This is a genomic window from Salmonella sp. NW1250 (assembly GCF_051812965.1).
Classification (GTDB): Bacteria; Pseudomonadota; Gammaproteobacteria; order Enterobacterales; family Enterobacteriaceae; genus Salmonella; species Salmonella enterica.
Map to the genome: position 1 here is coordinate 328,228 of NZ_JAMNDD010000002.1, position 24,371 is coordinate 352,598.

Consider the following 24,371-nt stretch of genomic DNA (forward strand, 5'->3'; position numbering starts at 1 on the left):
ATCGCTACACCAGTGATATATAGTTAATGAAAGGGAATCGAAAGCGTTCATTGTCAGACATACATGGCCACCAGGCGTCGGGCAATCGTTGTACTCTAAGAGATTACAGTAAAGTAAAACAGCAAATTTAATCATTATCAGATTTGTAAAAGGAATTCATTTCGGTAACGACATTGCGCATGTAATAACGTATCTGGTCTTATTACCTTTGTAGTAAGAAGGCGTTATCTACTTGCGCAGTAGTCGCCCAGGAAGAAAAATCATTACCGAAGCTGTGGTCAGTTTTCAAAAAAGGATAAATAAATGAGAAATGTAATTATATACGGTATTAACTGGACTAATTGTTATGCCCTTCAGTCTATTTTTAAGCAAAAATATCCGGAAAAGTGCGTTAAAACGTGTAACTCATTAACCGCACTTTTGCATTCTCTATCCGATATGCCGGACGCCGGGCTGATTTTAGCTTTGAACCCGCATGAGCATGTTTATCTTTTTCATGCGTTGCAGACGCGGTTGCAGAACCGTAAAGTTTTGGTAGTGGCAGATCGCTTGTATTATATCGATCGCTGTGTGCTGCAATATTTTGGCGTTATGGATTATGTTTTAAAAGACGAACTATCCTGCGCTATCCGCTCGGATCGAGAGAAGCTCCGTCTTCCGGAAGCCTGGCTGCGTTTCTGCCACAGGCCACAAAAGAAAACCGTGGCTGCTACGTATGCTTTTAATGCCGGCGAGACGCCGGAAGAGGTATTGTTTAATATCAATCAATACGCCTGGTGGAATCTACCTCCCGGCGTCACTCAGGCGAAATATGCGCTGCTGATATTATTATCCTCCGGACATCCGGCAATTGAACTGGCGAAAAAATTTGGTCTGGGAACAAAAACCGTCAGTATTTATCGTAAAAAGGTTATGTATCGTTTGGGGATGGACTCTTCACCGCTATCGCTGTTCCGGGGACTGAAACTAGACGCGCATTTACAGCGCACTGCTTTTGCACATAACCCTGCTGTACCTGACGATAATTGCGCGTTACCGATTGCGGTAGGAATGAATTAAAATATTCTTTATCATTTATGACCATGTGTTGAGCTTTTATTATAAAAAAGATTTTTTGAGTAGTAATTCTTATATATAATCATCTGGAGGTGATTGGTTGCCAGGCTCAATCATTGAGGCATATTTTTGCGGGCAATATATTGAATCTGAAAAGTTAAAGATGATATTTTCGGTGCAGGAGCTATCATGTGGAGGGAAAAGTATGCTAAGTCCTACGACTCGTAATATGGGGGCGAGTTTATCGCCTCAGCCTGACGTCAGCGGGGAGCTAAACACCGAAGCATTGACCTGTATTGTTGAGCGTCTGGAAAGTGAAATTATAGATGGCAGCTGGATTCATATCAGTTACGAGGAAACCGATCTCGAAATGATGCCTTTTCTTGTTGCACAGGCCAATAAGAAGTATCCAGAGTTAAATCTTAAATTTGTTATGTCAGTCCATGAGCTTGTTTCCTCTATAAAGGAGACCAGAATGGAAGGCGTTGAATCTGCCCGATTTCTCGTAAATATGGGAAGTTCAGGTATCCATATTTCAGTCGTCGATTTTAGAGTTATGGACGGAAAGACATCGGTGATTTTGTTCGAACCAGCAGCGTGTAGCGCTTTTGGACCTGCTTTACTGGCGTTGAGGACCAAAGCAGCTCTTGAACGTGAACAACTGCCTGATTGTTATTTTGCTATGGTCGAGCTGGACATTCAACGAAGCTCTTCTGAATGCGGTATTTTTAGCCTGGCGCTCGCCAAAAAACTTCAGCTTGAATTTATGAACTTAGTAAAAATTCATGAAGATAATATTTGTGAACGTCTGTGTGGTGAAGAACCTTTTCTCCCGTCCGATAAAGCAGACCGCTATCTGCCGGTGAGTTTTTACAAACATACTCAAGGCGTACAACGATTAAATGAATATGTGCAGGCCAATCCGGCGGCGGGAAGCAGTATAGTAAACAAAAAGAATGAAACGCTTTATGAGCGATTCGATAACAATGCCGTTATGCTAAACGATAAAAAACTCTCTATATCCGCTCATAAAAAAAGGATAGCTGAATATAATTCTTTACTTAAACCGTAATGAAATTATGAGGTTGCCTGCCAGAGGAAATCCTTCCAGCGCCATAAAACTACTCTATATTATGACCGTATGTTTCCTGAATAGCAGGCAAAAAAGTGTTAACCTTGCGCCTCTGGTACGATTTCATTACGCCTGTCGCGCCATGTTGCGTAAATAAATACCGCAATAAACACGATGGCAAATAATACCACGATGGTCGGCGCTGGCGCGCTATCAAGATAAAAAGACAGATAAACGCCCGCAAAAGCGGTAATAACTGACAGACTCACCGCTAATCCTAGCGCGCGCGCAAAGCGTCGCGTCAGCAAAATGGCAATTGCGCCGGGGGCGATAAGCAATGAAATCGACAGAATAATGCCCACCGATTTCAGCGTGGCGACGATAGTCAGCGCAATCATACATAGCAGGCCATAATGCAGTAGTGTCGTATTCAGCCCGCTGGCTTTCGCCTGGTGCGGGTCAAAAGCGTGTAGCAGGAGATCTTTCCATTTCAGCCCAATGATTAACGCAATACCCAGTGCAATAACTGACGTTTGTACGATATCCCCCAGCGATACGCCCAGCATATCCCCAAACAGGATGTGATCCAGATGCACTTCCGATTGAATAGAAACATAGAGCACCAGACCTGCGCCAAACATCCCGGAAAAGACGATGCCCATCACCGTATCACGCTTGATGCGGCTGTTATCGTCCAGATAACCGGTCGCGATAGCGCAAAATAATCCGGCAATGAAAGCGCCAATCGCCAGGGGGATCCCCACAATATATGCCAGCACGACCCCGGGGAATACCGCATGACTCATTGCGTCGCCCATTAACGCCCAGCCTTTTAACACTAAAAACACGGACAGTAAGGCGCAGGGAATCGCCACAATGACCGAAACCATAAGGGCGTTCACCATAAAATCAAACTGAAAGGGTTCCAGTAGCGTTGTTAAGAACATGTCGGCTCCTTCTGCAGGCGGGCGCGTCGACGGTTGGCTAACAGACCGTGTTTCGGGGCGAAAATAAAGGCTGTGATGAACAGTAAGGTTTGCATGACGACAATAATTCCACCCGTGGCGCCATCCAGCCAGTAGCTAAGCCATGCGCCCAGAAAACTGGTCAGGCTGCCAATCACGACGGCAATCATGAGCAGACGTGGAAAACGGTCGGTGAGTAACCAGGCCGTCGCGCCCGGCGTGACGACGAGACAGATCACTAGGAACGCCCCAACGGTTTGCAGGGCCGCCACGGTAGAGACGGACAATAGAGTGAAAAACAACAGCTTTAGTCGACCCGGATTAAGCCCGATAGAACGCGCATGGGTTTCATCGAAAAAGACGACCATCAGATCTTTCCACTTTAACAGCAGAATCGTCAGCGAGACTGCGCCGATAATCGCCAGTTGCGCAATATCCGCTGGCGCGATCGCCAGCACGTTGCCGAGAATAATCGTCTGGATATTCACCGACATCGGATTGAGCGACACCATAAAAAGGCCGACGCCAAAAAAAGAGGAGAAGATAAGCCCGATAATCGCGTCTTCTTTCAGGCGTGAGCGTTGGTTAAGAAAGAGCATACTGCCTGCCGCCAGTCCGCCGGAAAGAAACGCGCCGAGCGAGAAGGGCAGCCCTAACATCCAGGCGCCAGCGACGCCAGGCACAATAGAGTGAGATAGCGCATCGCCAATGAGCGACCAGCCTTTGAGCAACAAATAGCAGGAGAGAAACGCGCACAGACCGCCCACCATCGCGGAGACCCACATCGCGTTGAGCATATACTGGTAGCCAAACGGCTCAACAAGCCAGTTCATGACGATTTTCCTCCGCTGGCCACGCGCCGGGAAATAAAGGGGCGCTCGTCATCGGTGATGATGTGCTCTTCGCCTCCGCTTAGCGCGATATGACGTAGAACGCCGCTAAACGCCTGTTCCAGATTCGCGGCGGTAAACGTGGTTTCGGTAGGGCCGCTGGCCAGTACGGTTCCTTTAATCATTACCGTATAGTCGCAAAACTCGGTGACGGAGCCGAGATTATGCGTTGAGACCAGCATCGTGCGGCCTTCATCGCGCAGTTCCCGCAGTAGATCGATGATTCGCGCTTCGGTTTTTACATCTACGCCGGTAAAAGGTTCATCCAGCAGGATTACCTGTCCATCCTGAGCGATGGCCCTGGCAAGAAACACACGTTTTTTCTGCCCGCCGGACAGCTCGCCAATCTGCCGGTGACGATATTCCTGCATATCCACCCGCGCCAGCGCGGCGTCAACACAGGCGTGATCATGCGCAGTGGGGCGGCGTAGCCAACCCATATGGCCGTAGCGTCCCATCATCACCACATCTTCTACCAGCACCGGAAATGACCAGTCCACTTCTTCCGATTGCGGAACATAAGCAATGAGGTTTTTTTTCAGCGCCTTGTTGACTGACTGTTGCAGGATAGTGATATCGCCCTGCGCAAGATGCACAAAGCCCATTAACGCTTTAAATAACGTAGACTTACCGGAACCATTTACGCCTACCAGCGCGGCGATTGAACCGCCAGGCACCTGAAAAGTGGCGTCCCGTAGGGCGGTATGACCGTTGCGATACGTCACCGTGACTTGATCAACGGTAATCGCAGATTGACTCATTGTTGACTCCTCAGTCCGTCGTTAATGCCGTTGACGATGGTTTCGGTCGTGACGCGCAGCAGATCCAGATAGGTTGGCACAGGGCCGTCAGCGGCGCTCAGAGAATCGACATATAGTACGCCGCCATAATGCGCGCCGGATTCACGCGCGACCTGGCGGGCCGGTTTATCGGAAACCGTACTCTCGCTAAAGATGGCGGGAATATGGTGCTTTTTAATGGTATCAATCACTTTACGCACCTGTTTTGGCGTCCCCTGTTGATCGGCGTTAATTGGCCAGAGATAAAGCTCTTTCATGTCGTTATCGCGCGCCAGGTAAGAGAACGCGCCTTCACTGGTGACCAGCCAGCGCTGATCGGCGGGAATTTTTTCCAGTTCGGCACGCAACGGATCGGCCATCTGGCGAATTTTCGCTTTATAGCGTTCGGCGTTTTGCTTATAGATCTGCGCATTATCCGGATCGTACTTCACCAGTGCGTCGCGAATGTTATCGACATAAATCAGCGCGTTTTCTGCCGACATCCAGGCGTGCGGGTTCGGTTTACCGTTATACGGGCCTTCGGTAATGCCCATCGGTTTGACGCCGGTGGAGACGACGACTTCCGGTACGCCGGAAAGGTGCTGATAAAAGCGGGTGAACCATCGCTCCAGGTTCAGACCATTCGCGAGGATAAGCTGTGCCCCCTGCGCTCGTTTAATATCGCCGGGCGTTGGCTGATACTCATGGATTTCAGCGCCGGGCTTGGTAATTGAGCTGACTTCCGCTGCGCCGCCCGCCACGTTTTTCGCCATGTCGGCAATAACGGTAAACGTGGTGATGACTTTAAATTTCTCTTTTGCATAGGCTGGCGATAGCGCGAGTATCGCGACAATACCGGCAATCAGGAGTGTTTTCAGACGATGTAGATTCGTCATAGTATCCCTCGCAACAATGTGGTTAATTAATCATCGAATATAGCCTTTGCTATGTTATATAGCACAAGGTATGAATAAATGAAAATAATTCTTATTTGCGAAATGGCGACGATATGCAGTGATAGTGCTAAAGAGGGATAAGGTGTAAAATAAATACACCTTAATGTTCGGAGAGAGCACGATGCCTGGTAAACGTATCGCTCGTGAAAAACTAACGATCAAAAAAATGATCGCGCTGTATGAAAGCCAGTGCCCACAGGCGTCAGCGGTGCAGGGGCATTACGACGCGCTGTTCGCCTACGCGCAAAAACGTCTTGATAAATGCGTATTTGGCGAGGAAAAACCCGCCTGTAAGCAGTGCCCGGTGCACTGCTATCAGCCGGCTAAACGCGAGGAGATGAAGCAGATTATGCGTTGGGCAGGTCCGCGAATGCTTTGGCGACACCCTGTCCTGACCGTGCGGCACCTTATCGACGATAAGCGCCCCGTTCCGGAATTGCCGGAAAAATATCAGCGCAAGAAGTGAAGGGGAAGCGCCAGGCCTACGGCGCGCATCATCTCCAGGCCGGATCAGATCCGGCAACCCGTTACGCTAACGCGTCTTTATCAATACCCAATCGCTTCATACGCGACAGCAGGGTGGTTCGTTTAAGCCCCAGACGCTGCGCCGCGCCTTTTGGTCCAGCCACTACGCCATTGGTCTCTTTCAGCACGCGTATAATAAGCTGATATTCATCTTCGCCTTCTTTGGCGCTTTCAGTCGCAACAGGCGAGGTATCGGGCGTTACGGCGGTAATATCCGGCAGCGACAGTTGTAGCACATTGCCGCGCGTCAGCAGCACGGCGCGCTCGACGACATTCTCCAGCTCGCGAACGTTCCCCGGCCATTCCATGCTGCTGAGCGTGCGCAGCGTTTCGGCGGGAATGCTGTCGATATTACGCCCCATTCGGCGGGCGATTTTGAAGGTGAACGCTTTGACCAGTAGTGGAATATCTTCCGGACGTTCGCGTAACGGAGGAAGCTGGATCGGAAAAACATTCAGCCGATAGTAGAGATCGTTACGGAATTCGCGATCGGCGACCATTTTTTTCAGATCGCGGTTAGTCGCGGCGATCAGCCGCACGTCGGTCTGGATCAGTTTATTGCTGCCGAGACGTTCAAACTCTTGCTCCTGAAGGACGCGCAGCAGCTTAGGCTGTAGCTCCAGCGGCATGTCGCCCACTTCATCCAGAAACAGCGAGCTTTTATCCGCCAGCTCGAAACGGCCAATCCGCTGCGCGCTGGCGCCGGTAAACGCGCCGCGCTCATGACCAAACAAATCGCTTTCCAGCAGCCCCGCCGGCATCGCGGCGCAGTTCATTTTTACCATCCTGCGCCCGCTACGTCCGCTCAGGTTGTGAATGGCGCGGGCAATCAACTCTTTACCGGTTCCCGTTTCGCCCAGAATCAGTACGGTACTGTCGCTCTGCGCCACCATCTCAACCTGCTTTAGCACGTTGTACATCGCTTCGCTGCGCCCGATGATCTCGCCAAACTCGCTGTCGACGTTATTAAGCTGCTCTGTGAGCGCCAGGTTTTCGTCGACCAGGCGTTCCTTCAGTCGGTGGATTTCCTGATAGGCCAGCGCATTATCCACGGCAATGGCTACCCGTTCGGCAATCTGACGCAGCAGCTTGAGGTTGGCGGTGGTAAACACTTTTTCTTCGCACTGCGCCAGTTTGAGCACGCCAAGCATCGTCTTGCCGGACATCAACGGCAGCAGGCAAAGCGTCTGGATCTGATTGCCCCAGGTATCGAACAGCATGCGTTCGTAGGGGGCAAGCGGATCGCGTTCGTTGAGGTTGATAAGCAGCATCTCTTTACTTTTAAAGACGCGCTCCGTGAGCGTGCCGGCTTCGTCGACTTCGCTCTGTTCGTGCGCCGGATGATGCTCATCAAGGTAGTGGGTGGAGTAGATATTCAGCTTATTTTTGCGATGGCTGCGCAACACGATGCTGATCGCGTCGATATTGAAATAGTGGTGGATCTCTTTTGCGACTTCGCTTACCAGCTCATCAATATCCAGACGCGACAGGACGGCGTTGGTGATCGCAACCAGAATACGGAAGTTATCGCGTTCGCGGCACAACAGATCATAATCGACATTATTGTTTACCCGGTTTTGAATTTGCTCGGCGACCACGCCGACAATTTGGGTAAACGTATGCAGACGGTCATATTCCTTTTCACTCCAGGGGCGATCTTCCTGACGGATGAATTCGCAGCCGCCGAAAATACGGCCCTCCGCGGCTAAAGGAAGCAGACAGTAATGACCAAATTCAGGGTAGAGGCCGCTCGCGGCAAGCTGCGGCCAGGTTTCGGTAAACTCATGGAAATTACAGTGCAATGCATCGGGGCGAGAAAGGATGCGACGTACCGGGCCGTGCGCCAGTACGGTTTCATCTTCATATTCAACAGGACGGCCATTTTCTCGCGTCGCATAATATTGTGCGCGTTGCGACTGCGCCTGCCATAGCACAATGCCGGCGCTGTCGGCGAGCGCTGAACGCTTTACCAGTTGCGAAAGCGCTTCACTGAGCGACGCCAAATCGGGCTGCTGCAATAAGGTACGAGTGATATCGAACAAGCCTTGCTGTCCAAGATCGCTCATGGGTGTATACGACATGTTGCTTTTCCAGGAAAATACCGCAAAACGGTGCGAAAACGGTAAATGAATTATAGGTATAAGTCGTAAGTTATTGCCGGATGGCTGACCGCAAACTCGCTGGTCACACACTCCGTAGGCCTGATAAGCAAAGCGCCATCAGGCGTTAATGCAGCGTTAATGCCGGATGTCGACGCAAATGCGTCTTATCCGGCCTACAGTATGCTGCCAACAGGCTGCTAGCATATACGAGGTAATGGTTCGGCGTGTGGCAAATCAAGGGTTCGCTTCACGCCATAGAGTCCGGCTAAGCGAACGCCTTTGCGTTCCACGACTTCGCCAATCAGCGCCGCATCACGTCCCAGCGGATGCGCGCGTAATGCCGCCAACGCCCGATCTGCGGCCTGCCGTTCAACGGCAATCACCAGTTTTCCTTCGTTGGCAAAGTTCAGGGCATCCAGCCCCAACAGCTCGCAGACGCCGCGCACGGCAGGTTTGAGCGGCAGTGCGGATTCGGACAATTCAATACCGTAACCGCAGGACGCCGCAAACTCATGGGCGACCGCATTCACGCCGCCGCGCGTGGCGTCACGCAATGCCTTCACTCCGTCAATATGACGCAGCGTCTGAATTAGCGGCGTTAATACTGCGCAGTCGCTCGCCAGCTCGCCATCCAGTCCCAGTTGCTCACGCAGGTTGAGGATAGTGGCGCCGTGATCGCCAAGCGTACCGCTGACTAACAGCACATCGCCAACGCTCAGCGTTTGCGCACCCCAGCGAAGATCGGCGGGAATCGCCCCCATGCCGGCAGTGTTGATAAACAATTTATCCGCCGCGCCGCGCTGCACAACTTTGGTGTCGCCGGTTACAATGGCGATACCCGCTTCCCGCGCGGTCGCCGCCATGCTATTGACCACGCTTTTTAACGTCTCCATCGGCAGCCCTTCTTCAAGGATAAAGCCGCAGGAGAGATAGCGGGGGATCGCGCCGCTCACCGCAACGTCGTTCGCCGTACCGCAAATCGCCAGTTTGCCGATATTGCCGCCGGGGAAAAAGAGCGGATCGATCACATAGCTATCGGTAGAAAACGCCAGACGGTCGCCCTCCGCCGTCAGTTGCGCCAGCTCCAGACGCGCCTGATCTTCTTGTTCCGCCAGCCACGGGTTGGCAAAGGCCTCCATAAACAGGCTATTAATCAACTGTTGCATAGCCTGGCCGCCGCTGCCGTGGGCGAGTTGTATATTGTTCAAACTTCACACTCCTGCTGACGATACTGATACCAGGCGGCGCATGCGCCTTCGGAAGAGACCATCAGCGCGCCGAACGCGGTCTCTGGATTACATGTTTTACCAAATAGCGGGCACTGATGCGGCTTGCATCTGCCGGTCAGCACTTCGCCGCAGCGGGCGCGCGGATCGTCATAGACCTGTTGTGGCGCTGGGCGGAAATGCGCTTCGGCGTCAAAGCGCTGATACTCTGGCGTCAGGTGGACGCCGGAGGATTCAATCACGCCCAGACCGCGCCACTCGCTATCGCCATTAACGCAGAACACATCGGCGATGGCCTGCTGCGCCAGCATGTTTCCGGCATCCGGCACCACGCGACGGTATTGGTTTTCAACCTGGCTTAGGGCCGCTATTTTCTGCTCAACCAGCATGACCACGCCTTGCAGTAGATCAAGCGGTTCGAATCCAGCCACCACCAGCGGGCGATTAAAATCGGCGGCGATAAACTGGTACGCCTCGGTGCCGATGACCATGCTGACGTGGCCTGGCGCAAGAAAGGCGTCAATGCCGTTGTCCGGCTGCTCCAGTAGGCTACGCAGCGTCGGGATCAGCGTAATGTGCTGGCAGAAAAAGTAGAAGTTTTGCACGTCACGCTGTTTTGCCTGCTGTAGCGTGATGGCGGTGGTCGGCATGGTGGTTTCAAAGCCCAGCCCGAAAAATACCACTTTGCGGGTCGGGTTATCCTGCGCCAGCTTCAGCGCGTCCATCGGAGAGTAAACAATACGCACATCCGCGCCGCGCGCTTTAGCCTGCAACAGAGAACCCTGTTTCCCCGGCACGCGCATGGCATCGCCAAAGGTGCAGAAAATCACCTCCGGATGGCTGGCGATTTCCACGCAACTGTCGATGCGTCCCATCGGCAGCACGCAGACCGGACAACCGGGACCGTGAATAAACTCCACGTTTTCGGGCAGTAACTGATCGAGACCAAATTTAAAAATTGCGTGGGTATGACCCCCGCAGACTTCCATAATGCGCAACGGACGTTCGGCAGTGTAAGGAAGAAGGGCGGCGCGTTCACGCAGGTGTTCAATGAGCTGCATCACCTGTTCCGGCGCACGGTACTCGTCAACAAAACGCATTATCTCTCCTCACCATACAGCAGTGCGCCGACGTCCGGCTCAACATCAAACATATTTTGTAGCGCGTCGAGCGTGTCGCGCGCTTCCGCTTCGTTAATGACGCTCATGGCGAATCCGACATGAACCAGCACCCACTGACCCAGACGCGGCTGACCGTTTTCATCACAACTGCCGACTAATGTGAGATCAACGTCGCGCTGAATGCCGCAGACGTCAACTTTTGCCTGATTGCCGTCAATGGCGCGGATTTGACCCGGCACGCCTATGCACATCGCTGCGCCTCCAGCCAGGCCAGCCACTGATCCATGCCTTCGCCGCTGGTGGCGGAAATCAGGATAATTTCAATCTCCGGGTTCACTTCACGCGCGCTGGCGATGCACTTCTCAACGTCAAAATTGAGGTAGGGCAGCAGATCGACTTTATTGAGCAGCATGAGCGACGCAGCGGCAAACATATGGGGATATTTCAGCGGCTTATCTTCACCTTCGGTCACGGAAAGCACTGCGACTTTATGCTTTTCGCCCAGATCGAAGCTGGCCGGGCAGACAAGATTACCGACGTTTTCGATAAACAGAATACCGTGGTCATCCAGCGGCAGGCGCGGCGCGGCGTCGGCGATCATTTGCGCGTCAAGATGGCAGCCTTTACCGGTGTTGACCTGAATGGCGGGCGTGCCGGTAGCACGGATGCGGGCGGCGTCGTTCACTGTCTGCTGGTCGCCTTCAATCACCGCGCACGGTACACGGTCTTTCAATTTCATCAGCGTTTCGGTCAGCAGGGTGGTTTTACCGGACCCGGGGCTGGACACCAGGTTGAGCACCAGTTGCTGGCGGGCGGCGAAACGGGCGCGGTTGCGCTCAGCCAGACGATTATTTTTGTCCAGCACGTCGATTTCAACCTCCAGCATCCGCCGCTGACTCATACCAGGCGCGTGGGTTCCGGCTTCGCCGTGGCCGTAATGCAGATCGCCTTCTGCGGTCTGACTTGGGGCAAAGTCAGGCGTTTTAATGCCGGTAATATTCAGCGCCGGGCGAGCCGCTGGGGCAAAGGGCGCGCTACGAAACGCTGAGTGCGGATTATGTTCATCGCCTTCTATATAAAGGTTGCCTTCAGCGCAACCGCAAGTCGTACACATCGCTTACTCCTGATCTTTTTCTTGTTACAGGCTTTCTGCCGGATGGCGACGCGAGCGTCTATCCGGCATTAATCTTCAGTTTCATCAATCTCTATGCGCCGAATTTGTAAGCCGTCATCGGCCACAATTCGCAGTGTATCGCTATGACATTGCGGACAACGACGTACACGGTGGGTTAACAACGTGACATATTGTTGACAATGCTCACACCAGCATTCGGCTTCCTGTTCTTCGAGGTGCAGTTTACAACCTTCTGCTATCGTGCCGCGGCATACCAGATCAAAACAAAAGGAAAGAGCGCTGGTTTCCACGCAAGAAAATGCGCCAATTTTGATCCAGACGGCTGTCACACGTTTTGCACCGTATGCTGAAGCCTGTTGTTCAATCAATTCCAGTGCCCGTTGGCAGAGGGTGATTTCGTGCATATCGCCTCCCGTAGTGGTTGCCCCTGTAAAGCAATATTTATGCCAATATTTTTATCCCCTGGCAGGTTAATGTCGACGATGACGAAATGACATGTCGTCACCGCGTCGAAACGGCAGTAACTGCGCTCGTCTGCCATTAAAAACAATAAGTTAAAAATTGGCATGGAAAATGCTTAACGCAGGCATCTCTGTTAAACGGGTAACCTGACATGACTATTTGGGAAATAAGCGAAAAGGCCGATTACATCGCGCAACGGCATCGTCGCCTACAGGACCAGTGGCATATTTACTGCAACTCGCTGGTTCAGGGGATCACCCTCTCGAAAGCGCGCCTGCATCACGCAATGAGCTGCGCGCCGGAAAGGGATCTTTGCTTTGTCCTGTTTGAGCACTTTCGTATTTACGTCGCGTTGGCGGATGGTTTTAACAGCCACACCATTGAGTACTACGTTGAAACCAAAGATGGCGAAGATAAGCAATTGATTGCACAGGCGCAGCTCGATATCGACGGCAAGGTTGATGAACGGGTTAACAACCGCGATCGCGAGCAGGTGCTGGAGCACTATCTGGAAAAAATCGCCAGCGTTTACGACAGCCTCTATACCGCTGTAGAAACCAACTCGCCGGTTAATTTGCGTCAATTGGTAAAGGGAAACAGCCCGGCGGTATAAGCCTGAGGCGTTGCCCGCTTTGATTCGCGATGTGGCGTTGCGCCATGTCATGAATGTTTTGGGGATGGGCGTGTCGATAAGTGTCGAAAATGACATTTCAACGGCATGTTTTCGTCAAAAATGACAATCACCTGAGGAATGCCTGGTGAATCGTTTTGTAATTGCTGACTCCACTCTCTGTATCGGCTGCCACACCTGTGAGGCCGCCTGTTCAGAGACGCATCGCCAGCATGGCCTGCAGTCAATGCCGCGCCTGAAAGTGATGCTGAATGAAAAAGAATCTGCGCCGCAGCTTTGTCACCACTGTGAAGATGCGCCATGCGCCACGGTATGCCCGGTTAACGCGATTAATCGCGTTGACGGCGCTGTCCAGCTTAATGAAAGCCTGTGCGTGAGCTGCAAACTGTGTGGTATTGCCTGTCCGTTTGGCGCTATTGAGTTTTCCGGCAGCCGTCCGCTGCATATTCCAGCGAACGCCAATACGCCGAAAGCGCCGCCCGCGCCGCCAGCGCCTGCGCGCGTCAGTACGTTGCTCGACTGGGTGCCGGGCGTACGCGCTATCGCGGTGAAATGCGACCTGTGCAGCTTTGACGAGCAAGGCCCGGCCTGTGTGCGGATGTGCCCGACTAAAGCGCTACACCTGGTGGATAACACGGATATCGCCCGCGCCAGCAAACGTAAACGTGAGCTGACGTTTAATACCGATTTTGGCGATCTCACCTTGTTTCAGCAGGCTCAGAGTGGGGATGCATAATGAGTTCACTTTCACTGATTACTAGCGGCGTCGCGTGGTTTGCCGCCGCCGCCGTTCTGGCGTTTCTGTTTTCGTTTCATAAAGCGCTGAGCGGCTGGATTGCCGGTATCGGCGGCGCGGTCGGCAGCCTGTGTACGGCAGGCGCGGGGTTCACCGCGCTGACCAGCGCCGTTACGGTGAGCGGCGTGATGCCGTTTACCGGTCACATGCTGCAAATAACGCCGCTGAATGCTATCTGGCTGATTACGCTGGGGCTGTGCGGCCTGTTCGTCAGCCTGTTCAATATCGACTGGCATCGCCATCCACAGGTAAAAGCCAACGGACTGTTGATCAACCTGCTGATGGCGGCAGCCGTCTGCGCCGTGGTCGCCAGTAACCTGGGGACGATGGTGGTGATGGCGGAAATCATGGCGCTCTGCGCCGTGTTCCTCACCGGCGGTAGCAAAGAGGGCAAACTGTGGTTTGCGCTGGGCCGTCTCGGTACGCTGCTGCTGGCAATCGCCTGCTGGCTGGTGTGGCAGCGCTACGGCACGCTGGATCTGGGGCTGCTGGATCAACGCGCTCAGCAACTGCCGCTGGGCTCCGATATCTGGCTGCTCGGCGTTATCGGCTTTGGTCTGCTGGCCGGGATTATCCCGCTACACGGTTGGGTGCCGCAGGCGCACGCCAACGCCAGCGCTCCCGCCGCCGCGCTGTTCTCGACCGTGGTGATGAAAATCGGGCTGCTGGGCATTCTCACGCTATCTCTGCTTGGCGGCAATGCGCCGCTGTGGTGGGGCGTGGCGCTGTTGGTGCTTGGGATGATCACCGCCTTTGTCGGTGGTCTGTACGCGCTGATGGAGCATAACATTCAGCGCCTGCTGGCCTATCACACGCTGGAAAATATCGGCATCATTTTGCTCGGTCTGGGCGCAGGCGTTACCGGGATTGCTCTCAATCAGCCGGTACTGATCGCGCTGGGTCTGACCGGCGGGCTCTATCATCTGCTGAACCATAGCCTGTTCAAAAGCGTGCTGTTTCTGGGCGCGGGCAGCATCTGGTTCCGTACCGGTCATCGCGACATCGAAAAACTGGGCGGTATTGGTAAACGGATGCCGGTTATTTCTATCGCCATGCTGGTCGGTCTGATGGCGATGGCGGCGCTGCCGCCGCTGAACGGCTTTGCCGGCGAGTGGGTGATTTACCAGTCCTTCTTCAAACTGGGCAACAGCGGCGCGTTTGTTGGTCGTCTGTTAGGACCGCTGCTGGCGGTTGGCCTGGCGATTACCGGCGCGCTGGCGGTGATGTGTATGGCGAAAGTGTACGGCGTGACGTTCCTTGGCGCGCCGCGCACGAAGGAAGCTGAAAACGCCAGCTGCGCGCCGATCCTGATGGGCGTCAGCGTGGTTGCGCTGGCTATCTGCTGTGTGATTGGTGGGGTTGCCGCGCCGTGGCTGTTGCCGATGATTTCCACTGCGGTACCGTTGCCGCTGGAAACCGCGCACACCACCGTATCGCAGCCGATGATCACGCTGCTGTTGGTCGCCTGTCCGCTACTGCCGTTCATCATTATGGCGATGTTCAAAGGCAACCGTCTGCCGTCGCGTTCTCGCGGCGCGGCCTGGGTGTGCGGCTACGACCATGAGCAGTCGATGGTGATTACCGCGCACGGTTTCGCCATGCCGGTGAAAGAGGCCTTTGCCCCGGTACTCAAACTGCGTAAGTGGCTCAACCCGGTATCGTTGATTCCGGGCTGGCAGAACGCGGCGGCCGCGGAGCTGTTCCGTCGTCTGGCGCTGATTGAGCTGGCGGTGCTGGTGGTGATTGTGGTTTCACGAGGAGCCTGAAAATGAGTGTGTTTTATCCGTTAATTCAGGCGCTGGTGCTATTTGCCGTTGCGCCATTGCTGTCCGGTATTACTCGCGTGGCGCGCGCCCGTCTACACAATCGCCGTGGGCCGGGCGTGTTGCAGGAGTACCGCGACATTATCAAACTGCTCGGTCGCCAGAGTATTGCGCCCGCTGATTCCGGCTGGGTTTTTCGCCTGACGCCGTTTGTGATGGTCGGCGTGATGCTGACTATCGCCACCGCGCTGCCGGTCGTCACCGTTGGATCTCCGTTGCCGCAACTGGGTGATTTAATCACCCTGATTTACCTGTTCGCCATCGCGCGCTTCTTCTTCTCTATTGCAGGCCTGGATACCGGCAGTCCGTTCACCGCGATCGGCGCCAGCCGTGAAGCGATGCTCGGCGTGCTGGTGGAGCCGATTTTGCTGCTGGGTCTGTGGGTCGCCGCGCAGGTGGCGGGTTCAACTCATATCAGCAATATCGCCGATACCATTTATCACTGGCCTGTCGCGCGCAGTATTCCGCTGATTCTGGCGCTGTGCGCCTGCGCCTTCGCCACCTTTATCGAAATGGGCAAGCTGCCGTTCGACCTGGCGGAAGCGGAGCAGGAGTTGCAGGAAGGGCCGTTGACCGAATACAGCGGTAGCGGCTTTGCGGTGCTGAAATGGGGCATCAGCCTTAAGCAACTGGTGGTGCTGCAAATGTTCGTCGGCGTGTTTCTGCCGTGGGGACAGATGGAAACCTTCAGCGCAGGCGGACTGTTGCTGGCGCTGGTGATTGCCGTCGTCAAGCTGATTGTCGGCGTACTGGTGATCGCCCTGTTTGAAAACAGCATGGCGCGACTGCGTTTTTGCGCCACTTCACGCGTGACCTGGGCCGGTTTTGGGTTTGCGTTTTTAGCCTTCGTCTCCTTGCTGGCGGCGTGATTTAAGAGAGTTTGAGCATGTCTGAAGAAAAATTAGGTCAACAATACCTTGCGGCGCTGCACCAGGCGTTTCCGGGCGTCGTGCTGGACGAAGCCTGGCAGACCAAAGATCAGCTGACTATTACGGTAAAAGTGAACTATCTGCCGGAAGTGGTGGAGTTTCTTTACTACCAGCAGGGTGGGTGGCTGTCGGTGCTGTTCGGTAATGACGAACGCCAGTTGTGCGGCCACTATGCCGTTTATTACGTGCTGTCGATGGAGCAGGGCACGAAGTGCTGGATTACCGTCCGCGTTGAAGTGGATGCCAATAAGCTGGAATTCCCATCCGTTACGCCGCGCGTACCGGCTGCCGTGTGGGGTGAGCGCGAAGTACGCGACATGTACGGTTTAATCCCGGTCGGTCTGCCGGACGAGCGCCGTCTGGTGCTGCCGGACGACTGGCCGGATGAACTCTATCCGCTGCGTAAAGACAGCATGGATTATCGTCAGCGCCCGGCGCCGACCACCGATGCGGAAACCTACGAGTTCATTAACGAGCTGGGTGACAAGAAAAATAATGTGGTGCCGATTGGCCCGCTGCACGTGACCTCCGATGAGCCGGGACACTTCCGTCTGTTTGTTGACGGCGAGAACATCATCGACGCCGACTACCGTCTGTTCTATGTCCACCGCGGTATGGAAAAACTGGCGGAAACCCGCATGGGTTATAACGAAGTCACCTTCCTGTCGGATCGCGTGTGTGGTATCTGCGGCTTCGCCCACAGCACCGCCTACACCACTTCCGTGGAAAACGCGATGGGCATTCAGGTGCCGGAACGTGCGCAGATGATCCGCGCTATTCTGCTGGAAGTGGAACGTCTGCACTCGCATCTGCTCAACCTCGGCCTGGCCTGCCACTTTACCGGCTTTGACTCCGGCTTTATGCAGTTCTTCCGCGTGCGTGAAACCTCCATGAAAATGGCAGAGATACTGACCGGGGCGCGTAAAACCTACGGCCTGAACCTGATCGGCGGGATTCGCCGCGATCTGCTCAAAGAGGACATGATCCAGACCCGTCAACTGGCGCAGCAGATGCGTCGTGACGTGCAGGAGCTGGTGGACATGCTGCTGAGCACGCCGAATATGGAACAGCGTACCGTGGGTATCGGTCGTCTGGACCCGGAAATTGCCCGCGACTTCAGTAATGTCGGCCCGATGGTGCGCGCCAGCGGTCACGCCCGCGACACCCGAGCCGACCACCCGTTTGTCGGTTACGGTCTGCTGCCGATGGAAGTACATAGCGAGCAGGGCTGCGATGTGATTTCTCGTCTGAAAGTCCGTATCAACGAAGTTTACACCTCGCTGAATATGATCGATTTCGGTCTGGATAATCTACCGGGCGGCCCGCTGATGGTGGAAGGCTTTACCTATATTCCGCACCGTTTTGCGCTCGGCTTTGCCGAAGCGCCGCGTGGCGATGATATCCACTGGAGCATGACCGGCGACAACCAGAAGCTTTACCGCTGGCGCTGTCGTGCGGCGACCTACGCCAACTGGCCGACGCTGCGCTATATGCTGCGCGGCAACACCGTCTCCGATGCGCCGCTGATTATCGGCAGCCTCGACCCTTGCTACTCCTGTACCGACCGGATGACCGTGGTCGATGTGCGTAAGAAGAAGAGCAAAGTCGTGCCGTACAAAGAACTTGAGCGCTACAGCATTGAGCGTAAAAACTCGCCGCTGAAATAAGGAATCGCCATGTTTACCTTTATCAAAAAAGTTATCAAAACCGGCACGGCGACCTCGTCTTATCCGCTGGAGCCGATTGCGGTTGATAAAAACTTCCGCGGCAAGCCGGAACATAATCCGCAGCAGTGCATCGGCTGCGCCGCCTGCGTTAATGCCTGCCCGTCGAACGCGCTGACGGTGGAAACCTTACTGGCAACCAATGAGCTGGCGTGGCAGTTCAATCTTGGCCGCTGCATCTTCTGCGGTCGCTGCGAAGAAGTTTGCCCGACGGCGGCGATCAAACTGTCGCAAGAGTACGAACTGGCAGTGTGGAAGAAAGAAGACTTCCTGCAACAGTCCCGCTTTGCGCTGTGCAATTGCCGCGTGTGCAATCGTCCTTTCGCCGTACAGAAAGAGATTGACTACGCCATTGCGCTGCTTGCGCACAACGGCGACAGCCGCGCGGAAAACCACCGCGAAAGCTTTGAGACCTGCCCGGACTGTAAGCGTCAGAAATGCCTGGTGCCGTCCGACCGTATTGAACTGACTCGCCATATGAAAGAGGTCAGCTAATGAGCAATTTATTAGGCCCGCGTGACGCCAACGGCATTCCGGTACCGATGACGGTGGATGAATCCATCGCCAGCATGAAGGCGTCTCTACTGAAAAATATTAAGCGTTCGGCATACGTTTACCGCGTGGACTGCGGCGGCTGTAACGGCTGTGAAATCGAAATCTTTGCGACGCTGTCGCCGCTGTTTGATGCCGAGCGTTTCGGCATCAAAGTAGTACCGTCGCCGCGTCATGCCGATATTCTGCTGTTTACCGGCGCGGTGACCCGCGCCATGCGCTCTCCGGCGCTGCGCGCCTGGCAGTCGGCGCCGGATCCGAAAATTTGTATCTCTTACGGCGCCTGCGGCAACAGCGGCGGCATCTTCCACGATCTCTACTGCGTGTGGGGCGGTACCGACAAAATCGTCCCGGTGGATGTGTATATTCCAGGCTGCCCGCCAACGCCTGCGGCGACGCTGTATGGCTTTGCGATGGCGCTTGGCCTGCTGGAGCAGAAAATCCACGCCCGCGCGCCGGGTGAGCTGGACGATCAGCCCGCAGAGATCCTGCATCCGGATATGGTGCAGCCGCTGCGCGTGAAGGTGGATCGCGCGGCGCGCCGGCTGGCGGGTTATCGCTATGGTCGTCAGATCGCCGATGATTACCTGACACAGTTGGGGCAGGGCGAGCAGCAAGTGGCGCGTTGGCTGGAAGCGGAAAACGATCCGCGTTTAACCGAAATTGTCACCCATCTCAATCATGTTGTTGAAGAGGCGCGTATCCGATGAGCGAACAGGTGGTGTTCAGTCAACTGAGCCGTAAGTTTATTGATGAGAACGATGCGACGCCTGCCGAGGCGCAGCAGGTTGTCTATTACAGCCTGGCGATTGGTCACCACCTGGGGGTTATCGATTGTCTGGAGGCCGCGCTCACCTGCCCATGGGATGAGTATCTGGCGTGGATCGCCACCCTGGAAGCCGGTAGCGATGCCCGGCGTAAAATGGAAGGCGTGCCGAAGTATGGCGAGATCGTCATCGATTTCAACCATGTGCAAATGCTGGCGCGCGCGTTTGATGAGGCGCGCGCCGCGCAGACCCCGCAGCAGCAAGAATGGAGCAAACTGATGCTCAGTATGCTGCATGACATTCATCAGGAAAGCGCCATCTACCTGATGGTGAGGAGGCTTCGTGACTGACGTTTTACTCTGTGTCGGCAACAGCATGATGGGCGACGACGGCGCAGGCCCGTTACTGGCGGAAATGTGCGCGGCGCAGCCGAAGGGTAATTGGGTGGTGATTGATGGCGGCAGCGCGCCGGAAAACGACATTGTGGCGATTCGCGAACTGCGCCCGCAGCGTCTGTTGATTGTCGACGCCACCGACATGGGGCTTAATCCGGGCGAGATCCGCATTATCGATCCGGATGATATCGCCGAAATGTTTATGATGACCACCCACAATATGCCGCTCAACTACCTGGTCGATCAGCTGAAAGAGGATGTCGGCGAGGTGATTTTTGTTGGTATTCAGCCGGATATCGTCGGGTTTTATTATCCGATGACTCAACCGATTAAGGACGCGGTAAACATCGTCTATCAGCGCCTGGAAGGCTGGCAGGGAAACGGCGGATTTGCCGCGCTGGAAGCGCCGGAGGCGTAAAATGCGCACATATTTAGGGAGAATTTGTGTTACACGGCAAAGGCGGTAAGAAGGACGTGAAGATTATCGTATGGAGCGGACTGCTATTTTTCTGCATCGCCGCACGCGCACTGGCCACCGGTTTTGTCGGTTACCTGCCGATGAGCGACGGTGAATATGCGCAAAAGCGTGCGCTGAAGCCGCTGTTGACCCTGCCTTATTCTGTATCGCCTGACCAGACCTGGCATTTTCGCCAGGTCGGAGTCAGTGGCGTGACGCTACTGCCGGAGCCGAAAAAAGATAACGAATGGCGGATTAGCGGAAAAGACAGAGCCGGTAATTCGTGGGTTGTCCCGGTGGGAATGCTGATTAATTTGGCGGGTAATGCGCAATTTTATCGCGCTGACCTCGATCGTAACGGCATTCAGGATCTGGTTATCTGGTTGGGCAATCCTGGGTTGGGCCTGGCGCCGAGCGCGCAATACATCATTTTCACCTTTCTCAAGAATGGCCGCCCCTGCGTCTTTGAACCGTGGGGGTTTTATACCGCCACCGATACTGGCGTCGATGATTTGCTTGATTTACAGGGCAATGGGCGCACGCAACTGTTGGATATGCAGTTTGACTCAGGCTACTGGATAACCAATTTATATCAGGTGAAGGACGCCCGCTGGCAGCGCGTACACGGCTGGTTTGGCCGGTTGAGTTATCCGGCGCTGACCCGTTTTAATCACTATCCTGGCCGTAAATTAATTATCAAACCTATTGCCGGAAGGAATCCGCAAACGGACGATCTTTCCCTTACGCAGCGCTGTTTAATACGCGGTAACGTATTGCCAGGCGTTAATCAGGATTGATGCCAGTTGCGGTGCAGAGTTGGCTGGCTATCACTGCAAATTTTGACCACCACTGGCGACATTACGTGTCATCGACACTTGTGACGATGACACGTAAATGCTCACGAAAATAGAAATAATATTCTTAAATAACAATGAAATAAAAATTGGCACGATTCGTGTATATATCGGCACATCATCTGTTATTGCTGGAGAATTTGATGAACCGTTTCATCATTGCAGACGCGAGTAAGTGCATTGGTTGCCGTACCTGTGAAGTGGCTTGCGTCGTATCCCATCAGGAAAATCAGGATTGCGCATCGCTGATCCCTGAAACCTTTTTACCTCGTATCCATGTCATCAAAGGCGTGAATGTTTCCACGGCAACGCTGTGTCGCCAGTGTGAAGACGCGCCGTGCGCCAACGTTTGCCCGAATGGCGCCATCAGCCGTGACAAAGGCTTTGTTCATGTGATGCAGGAACGCTGCATTGGCTGTAAAACTTGCGTAGTGGCATGTCCTTACGGCGCCATGGAAGTGGTGGTACGTCCGGTGGTTCGCAATAGCGGCGCGGGGCTGAACGTGCGTGCCGAAAAAGCCGAAGCCAACAAGTGCGATCTGTGTCACCACCGTGAAGCCGGTCCGGCCTGTATGGCCGCTTGCCCAACGCACGCCCTCATCTGCGTGGACCGCAATAAGCTCGAACAGCTAAGCGCGGAAAAACGCCGTCGTGCGGCGCTGGATTCAACGGCATCGCTGCTTTTCTGATTTCTGCGATTGCGCGTAGAATACGCCACAAAGCATTGCCGGATGGCGGCATCAATGCCTTATCCGGTCTACGATCCGTGCGGTTGTAGGCCTGATAAGCGTCGCGCCATCAGGCATCCGGGTTCGATGATGGCGGGAAAATAAGATGGCGATAGACACACCTTCCGGCGTACAGCTACGCATTCGGGGCAAAGTACAGGGCGTCGGTTTTCGTCCTTTTGTCTGGCAGCTGGCGCAGCAGTTGCGATTACACGGCGACGTGTGTAATGACGGCGACGGCGTCGTCGTTCGGCTGCTGGAAGAGCCGTCGCAATTTATTGCCGCGCTCTATCAGGATTGCCCGCCGCTGGCGCGCATTGACAGCGTTGAACACGCGTCGTTGGTATGGGAGCGCGCACCGACGGATTTCACCATTCGTCAGAGCGCAGGCGGTGCGATGAACACGCAAATCGTGCCGGATGCGGCGACCTGCCCGGCATGTCTTGCCGAGATGAATACCCCAGGCGAGCGGCGCTACCGTTATCCTTTCATCAATTGCACCCACTGCGGACCACGCTTCACCATTATTCGCGCTATGCCCTATGACCGGCCATTTACGGTGATGGCGGCGTTTCCCTTGTGTCCGGAATGCGACAGCGAATACCGCGATCCGTACGATCGCCGTTTTCATGCCCAGCCCGTTGCCTGTCCGTCATGCGGGCCGCATCTTGAGTGGCGGAGCCAACATGAACGAGCGGAAAAAGAGGCGGCTTTGCAGGCGGCGGTCGCCCAACTGAACGCCGGAGGCATTATTGCCGTTAAAGGGCTGGGTGGTTTTCATCTGGCCTGCGATGCGCGCAACGCTAACGCAGTGGCGATGCTGCGGGCGCGTAAACATCGTCCGGCGAAACCATTGGCGGTGATGTTGCCCACGGCGCAAATGCTGCCGACCGCGGCGCGTTCGCTGCTGACCACGCCAGCGGCCCCGATTGTACTGGTGGATAAGCAGTATGTACCTTCGCTGAGTGAGGGCATCGCGCCAGGACTTACGGAGGTGGGTGTGATGCTGCCAGCCAACCCATTGCAACACCTCTTGTTGCAGGAGCTCAATTACCCGCTGGTGATGACATCCGGCAACCTGAGCGGCAAACCGCCCGCCATCACCAACGAACAGGCGCTGGACGATTTACACGATATTGCCGATGGTTTTCTGTTGCACAATCGCGACATTGTACAGCGCATGGACGACTCTGTCGTACGCGACAGCGGCGAAATGCTGCGTCGTTCGCGGGGATACGTGCCGGACGCGATTGCGTTGCCGCCCGGATTTCGCGATGTGCCGCCGATGCTTTGTCTGGGCGCGGATCTGAAAAACACGTTCTGTCTGGTACGCGGCGAACAGGCGGTTGTCAGCCAACATTTAGGCGATCTCAGCGATGACGGTATCCAGGCGCAGTGGCGCGAGGCATTGCGTCTGATCCAGTCAATCTACGATTTTACGCCAGAGCGTATCGTCTGTGATGCGCATCCGGGCTATGTTTCCAGTCAGTGGGCCAGTGAGATGCGTCTGCCGACAGAGACGGTGTTACACCATCATGCCCATGCGGCGGCTTGCCTGGCCGAGCATGGTTGGCCGCTGGACGGTGGAGAAGTGATTGCCCTGACGGTAGACGGTATCGGCATGGGTGAGAATGGCGCGCTATGGGGCGGAGAATGTCTGCGGGTCAATTATCGCGAGTGCGAACATTTAGGCGGTTTACCCGCCGTGGCGCTGCCGGGAGGCGATCTGGCTGCCAAACAGCCGTGGCGTAATCTGTTAGCGCAGTGCCTGCGCTTTGTGCCGGACTGGCAGGATTATCCGGAGACAGCGGGGCTGCAACAGCAAAACTGGAATGTCCTGGCGCGTGCCATTGAGCGCGGCGTCAATGCCCCGTTGGCCTCTTCTTGCGGGAGGTTGTTCGACGCGGTGGCTGCCGCGCTTCGCTGCGCGCCAGCATCGCTTAGCTATGAGGGCGAGGCCGCCTGCGCGCTGGAGGCGCTGGCCTCTCAATGCGCTAACGTTGAGCATCCGGTAACGATGCCGCTTAACGGCGCTCAACTGAACGTCGCCGTTTTCTGGCGGCAATGGTTGAACTGGCAGGCCACGCCCGCGCAACGCGCCTGGGCTTTTCATGATGCGCTGGCGTGCGGGTTTGCCACGCTAATGCGCCAACAGGCTACGGCGCGGGGGATAACCACTCTGGTCTTCAGCGGCGGGGTGATACACAACCGCTTACTGCGCGCGCGTCTTGCCTTTTATCTTTCTGATTTTAAATTGTTATTTCCGCAGCGGTTACCGGCGGGCGACGGCGGACTGTCGTTTGGACAGGGCGTGATTGCCGCAGCGCGAGCGTTAAGTGAAGTGTAGGGTACCGGATGGCGGCTGCGCCTTATCCGGCCTGTAAACAGATGCTCACTCGTAGGCCGGATAAGACGCGAAGCGGCGC

General features: G+C 54.9%; 25 protein-coding genes. 15 read left to right on the forward strand and 10 right to left on the reverse strand.

Annotation, left to right across the window (positions count from 1 at the left end; genetic code table 11):
- Window positions 1-303 precede the first annotated feature (303 nt).
- Both sprB and avrA read left to right on the forward strand, forming a co-directional pair.
- Window positions 304-1,059 (forward strand): transcriptional regulator SprB, encoded by a 756-nt coding sequence (gene sprB / locus NBA72_RS04830; RefSeq protein ID WP_001246665.1) that lies wholly within the window; start codon window positions 304-306, stop codon window positions 1,057-1,059.
- 160 nt (window positions 1,060-1,219) lie between these two features.
- Window positions 1,220-2,128, forward strand: coding sequence for a type III secretion system YopJ family effector AvrA (avrA, locus tag NBA72_RS04835; protein ID WP_077917556.1), 909 nt, complete (start codon window positions 1,220-1,222; stop codon window positions 2,126-2,128).
- 98 nt (window positions 2,129-2,226) lie between these two features.
- Here the strand turns inward: avrA and sitD are convergent, their stop codons facing one another.
- Genes sitD through sitA form a run of 4 tightly spaced genes read right to left on the reverse strand, consistent with a single transcriptional unit; the run spans window position 2,227 to window position 5,658 of the window.
- Window positions 2,227-3,075, reverse strand: a complete 849-nt coding sequence (sitD, locus tag NBA72_RS04840; protein ID WP_000480209.1) for an iron/manganese ABC transporter permease subunit SitD — start codon at window positions 3,073-3,075, stop codon at window positions 2,227-2,229.
- The gene (sitC, locus tag NBA72_RS04845) at window positions 3,066-3,926 is read right to left on the reverse strand and encodes an iron/manganese ABC transporter permease subunit SitC (RefSeq protein WP_042948886.1); all 861 of its coding nucleotides are present in this window, start codon (window positions 3,924-3,926) and stop codon (window positions 3,066-3,068) included. The genes sitD and sitC overlap by 10 nt, the downstream gene beginning before the upstream one ends.
- Window positions 3,923-4,744, reverse strand: coding sequence for an iron/manganese ABC transporter ATP-binding protein SitB (gene sitB / locus NBA72_RS04850; protein ID WP_000083153.1), 822 nt, complete (start codon window positions 4,742-4,744; stop codon window positions 3,923-3,925). Before sitB ends, sitC begins: the two co-directional genes overlap by 4 nt.
- Window positions 4,741-5,658 carry an iron/manganese ABC transporter substrate-binding protein SitA gene (gene sitA, locus NBA72_RS04855; RefSeq protein WP_042948887.1) on the reverse strand — a complete coding sequence of 306 codons (918 nt, stop codon included), beginning with the start codon at window positions 5,656-5,658 and terminating at the stop codon, window positions 4,741-4,743. The genes sitB and sitA overlap by 4 nt, the downstream gene beginning before the upstream one ends.
- A gap of 181 nt (window positions 5,659-5,839) precedes the next feature.
- Here sitA and NBA72_RS04860 point away from each other — a divergent pair, with 181 nt between their 5' ends.
- Window positions 5,840-6,184, forward strand: coding sequence for a nitrous oxide-stimulated promoter family protein (locus NBA72_RS04860; protein ID WP_001117938.1), 345 nt, complete (start codon window positions 5,840-5,842; stop codon window positions 6,182-6,184).
- Between the two features lie 61 nt (window positions 6,185-6,245).
- Here NBA72_RS04860 and flhA read toward each other — a convergent pair whose 3' ends face one another.
- The 6 genes from flhA to hypA all read right to left on the reverse strand — a co-directional run bounded on the left by flhA (window position 6,246) and on the right by hypA (window position 12,231).
- Window positions 6,246-8,324, reverse strand: coding sequence for a formate hydrogenlyase transcriptional activator FlhA (gene flhA, locus NBA72_RS04865; RefSeq protein WP_000122692.1), 2,079 nt, complete (start codon window positions 8,322-8,324; stop codon window positions 6,246-6,248).
- A gap of 218 nt (window positions 8,325-8,542) precedes the next feature.
- The gene (gene hypE, locus NBA72_RS04870) at window positions 8,543-9,553 is read right to left on the reverse strand and encodes a hydrogenase expression/formation protein HypE (RefSeq protein WP_042948888.1); all 1,011 of its coding nucleotides are present in this window, start codon (window positions 9,551-9,553) and stop codon (window positions 8,543-8,545) included.
- The gene (gene hypD, locus NBA72_RS04875) at window positions 9,550-10,671 is read right to left on the reverse strand and encodes a hydrogenase formation protein HypD (RefSeq protein WP_001212956.1); all 1,122 of its coding nucleotides are present in this window, start codon (window positions 10,669-10,671) and stop codon (window positions 9,550-9,552) included. Before hypD ends, hypE begins: the two co-directional genes overlap by 4 nt.
- Window positions 10,671-10,943, reverse strand: coding sequence for a hydrogenase 3 maturation protein HypC (gene hypC / locus NBA72_RS04880; protein WP_000334871.1), 273 nt, complete (start codon window positions 10,941-10,943; stop codon window positions 10,671-10,673). Before hypC ends, hypD begins: the two co-directional genes overlap by 1 nt.
- A complete protein-coding gene (gene hypB / locus NBA72_RS04885) occupies window positions 10,934-11,806 on the reverse strand; it encodes a hydrogenase nickel incorporation protein HypB (RefSeq protein ID WP_000337636.1) in 873 nt (290 codons plus the stop codon). Before hypB ends, hypC begins: the two co-directional genes overlap by 10 nt.
- A gap of 68 nt (window positions 11,807-11,874) precedes the next feature.
- Window positions 11,875-12,231, reverse strand: coding sequence for a hydrogenase maturation nickel metallochaperone HypA (gene hypA, locus NBA72_RS04890; RefSeq protein ID WP_000544461.1), 357 nt, complete (start codon window positions 12,229-12,231; stop codon window positions 11,875-11,877).
- Between the two features lie 209 nt (window positions 12,232-12,440).
- On the opposite strand from hypA, the gene hycA reads away from it, so the two are divergent.
- The 12 genes from hycA (at window position 12,441) to hypF (ending at window position 24,292) form a co-directional block, all read left to right on the forward strand.
- Window positions 12,441-12,902 carry a formate hydrogenlyase regulator HycA gene (gene hycA / locus NBA72_RS04895; RefSeq protein ID WP_000158075.1) on the forward strand — a complete coding sequence of 154 codons (462 nt, stop codon included), beginning with the start codon at window positions 12,441-12,443 and terminating at the stop codon, window positions 12,900-12,902.
- Between the two features lie 145 nt (window positions 12,903-13,047).
- Entirely contained in the window at window positions 13,048-13,656 is a 609-nt protein-coding gene (gene hycB / locus NBA72_RS04900; RefSeq protein ID WP_001079163.1) for a formate hydrogenlyase subunit HycB, read from the forward strand.
- The gene (gene hycC, locus NBA72_RS04905; RefSeq protein WP_042948889.1) at window positions 13,656-15,482 is read left to right on the forward strand and encodes a formate hydrogenlyase subunit 3; all 1,827 of its coding nucleotides are present in this window, start codon (window positions 13,656-13,658) and stop codon (window positions 15,480-15,482) included. Before hycB ends, hycC begins: the two co-directional genes overlap by 1 nt.
- Before the next feature lie 2 nt (window positions 15,483-15,484).
- Complete coding sequence (locus NBA72_RS04910) at window positions 15,485-16,408, forward strand: respiratory chain complex I subunit 1 family protein (RefSeq protein ID WP_000110563.1); 924 nt, start codon at window positions 15,485-15,487, stop codon at window positions 16,406-16,408.
- A gap of 17 nt (window positions 16,409-16,425) precedes the next feature.
- Complete coding sequence (gene hycE / locus NBA72_RS04915; protein ID WP_001288155.1) at window positions 16,426-18,135, forward strand: formate hydrogenlyase subunit HycE; 1,710 nt, start codon at window positions 16,426-16,428, stop codon at window positions 18,133-18,135.
- A gap of 9 nt (window positions 18,136-18,144) precedes the next feature.
- Window positions 18,145-18,687 carry a formate hydrogenlyase subunit HycF gene (gene hycF, locus NBA72_RS04920; RefSeq protein ID WP_000493773.1) on the forward strand — a complete coding sequence of 181 codons (543 nt, stop codon included), beginning with the start codon at window positions 18,145-18,147 and terminating at the stop codon, window positions 18,685-18,687.
- Window positions 18,687-19,454 (forward strand): formate hydrogenlyase subunit HycG, encoded by a 768-nt coding sequence (gene hycG / locus NBA72_RS04925; RefSeq protein ID WP_000067419.1) that lies wholly within the window; start codon window positions 18,687-18,689, stop codon window positions 19,452-19,454. Before hycF ends, hycG begins: the two co-directional genes overlap by 1 nt.
- Complete coding sequence (locus NBA72_RS04930; RefSeq protein WP_000003725.1) at window positions 19,451-19,861, forward strand: formate hydrogenlyase maturation HycH family protein; 411 nt, start codon at window positions 19,451-19,453, stop codon at window positions 19,859-19,861. The genes hycG and NBA72_RS04930 overlap by 4 nt, the downstream gene beginning before the upstream one ends.
- Window positions 19,854-20,324: a hydrogenase maturation peptidase HycI gene (gene hycI / locus NBA72_RS04935; RefSeq protein WP_023181870.1), complete on the forward strand. Its 471-nt coding sequence runs from the start codon at window positions 19,854-19,856 to the stop codon at window positions 20,322-20,324. The genes NBA72_RS04930 and hycI overlap by 8 nt, the downstream gene beginning before the upstream one ends.
- A gap of 26 nt (window positions 20,325-20,350) precedes the next feature.
- Window positions 20,351-21,160 carry a hypothetical protein gene (locus NBA72_RS04940; protein ID WP_023225051.1) on the forward strand — a complete coding sequence of 270 codons (810 nt, stop codon included), beginning with the start codon at window positions 20,351-20,353 and terminating at the stop codon, window positions 21,158-21,160.
- 200 nt (window positions 21,161-21,360) lie between these two features.
- Complete coding sequence (gene hydN / locus NBA72_RS04945; protein ID WP_042948890.1) at window positions 21,361-21,906, forward strand: electron transport protein HydN; 546 nt, start codon at window positions 21,361-21,363, stop codon at window positions 21,904-21,906.
- Between the two features lie 145 nt (window positions 21,907-22,051).
- On the forward strand, window positions 22,052-24,292 hold the full coding sequence (hypF, locus tag NBA72_RS04950) for a carbamoyltransferase HypF (protein WP_042948891.1): 2,241 nt from the start codon (window positions 22,052-22,054) through the stop codon (window positions 24,290-24,292).
- Window positions 24,293-24,371 lie beyond the last annotated feature (79 nt).

Bases quoted from the DNA above. Each gene is read 5' to 3' on its own strand.
- NBA72_RS04930 (WP_000003725.1), top strand. From the start codon at position 19,451: ATGAGCGAACAGGTGGTGTTCAGTCAACTGAGCCGTAAGTTTATTGAT.
- hycA (WP_000158075.1), top strand. From the start codon at position 12,441: ATGACTATTTGGGAAATAAGCGAAAAGGCCGATTACATCGCGCAACGG.
- hypF (WP_042948891.1), top strand. From the start codon at position 22,052: ATGGCGATAGACACACCTTCCGGCGTACAGCTACGCATTCGGGGCAAA.
- NBA72_RS04910 (WP_000110563.1), top strand. From the start codon at position 15,485: ATGAGTGTGTTTTATCCGTTAATTCAGGCGCTGGTGCTATTTGCCGTT.
- hycC (WP_042948889.1), top strand. From the start codon at position 13,656: ATGAGTTCACTTTCACTGATTACTAGCGGCGTCGCGTGGTTTGCCGCC.
- sitB (WP_000083153.1), bottom strand. From the start codon at position 4,744: ATGAGTCAATCTGCGATTACCGTTGATCAAGTCACGGTGACGTATCGC.
- sitC (WP_042948886.1), bottom strand. From the start codon at position 3,926: ATGAACTGGCTTGTTGAGCCGTTTGGCTACCAGTATATGCTCAACGCG.
- avrA (WP_077917556.1), top strand. From the start codon at position 1,220: ATGATATTTTCGGTGCAGGAGCTATCATGTGGAGGGAAAAGTATGCTA.
- hypD (WP_001212956.1), bottom strand. From the start codon at position 10,671: ATGCGTTTTGTTGACGAGTACCGTGCGCCGGAACAGGTGATGCAGCTC.
- hycF (WP_000493773.1), top strand. From the start codon at position 18,145: ATGTTTACCTTTATCAAAAAAGTTATCAAAACCGGCACGGCGACCTCG.
- NBA72_RS04860 (WP_001117938.1), top strand. From the start codon at position 5,840: ATGCCTGGTAAACGTATCGCTCGTGAAAAACTAACGATCAAAAAAATG.
- hycG (WP_000067419.1), top strand. From the start codon at position 18,687: ATGAGCAATTTATTAGGCCCGCGTGACGCCAACGGCATTCCGGTACCG.
- hypB (WP_000337636.1), bottom strand. From the start codon at position 11,806: ATGTGTACGACTTGCGGTTGCGCTGAAGGCAACCTTTATATAGAAGGC.
- sitD (WP_000480209.1), bottom strand. From the start codon at position 3,075: ATGTTCTTAACAACGCTACTGGAACCCTTTCAGTTTGATTTTATGGTG.
- hypC (WP_000334871.1), bottom strand. From the start codon at position 10,943: ATGTGCATAGGCGTGCCGGGTCAAATCCGCGCCATTGACGGCAATCAG.
- hydN (WP_042948890.1), top strand. From the start codon at position 21,361: ATGAACCGTTTCATCATTGCAGACGCGAGTAAGTGCATTGGTTGCCGT.
- sprB (WP_001246665.1), top strand. From the start codon at position 304: ATGAGAAATGTAATTATATACGGTATTAACTGGACTAATTGTTATGCC.
- sitA (WP_042948887.1), bottom strand. From the start codon at position 5,658: ATGACGAATCTACATCGTCTGAAAACACTCCTGATTGCCGGTATTGTC.
- hypA (WP_000544461.1), bottom strand. From the start codon at position 12,231: ATGCACGAAATCACCCTCTGCCAACGGGCACTGGAATTGATTGAACAA.
- hycE (WP_001288155.1), top strand. From the start codon at position 16,426: ATGTCTGAAGAAAAATTAGGTCAACAATACCTTGCGGCGCTGCACCAG.
- flhA (WP_000122692.1), bottom strand. From the start codon at position 8,324: ATGTCGTATACACCCATGAGCGATCTTGGACAGCAAGGCTTGTTCGAT.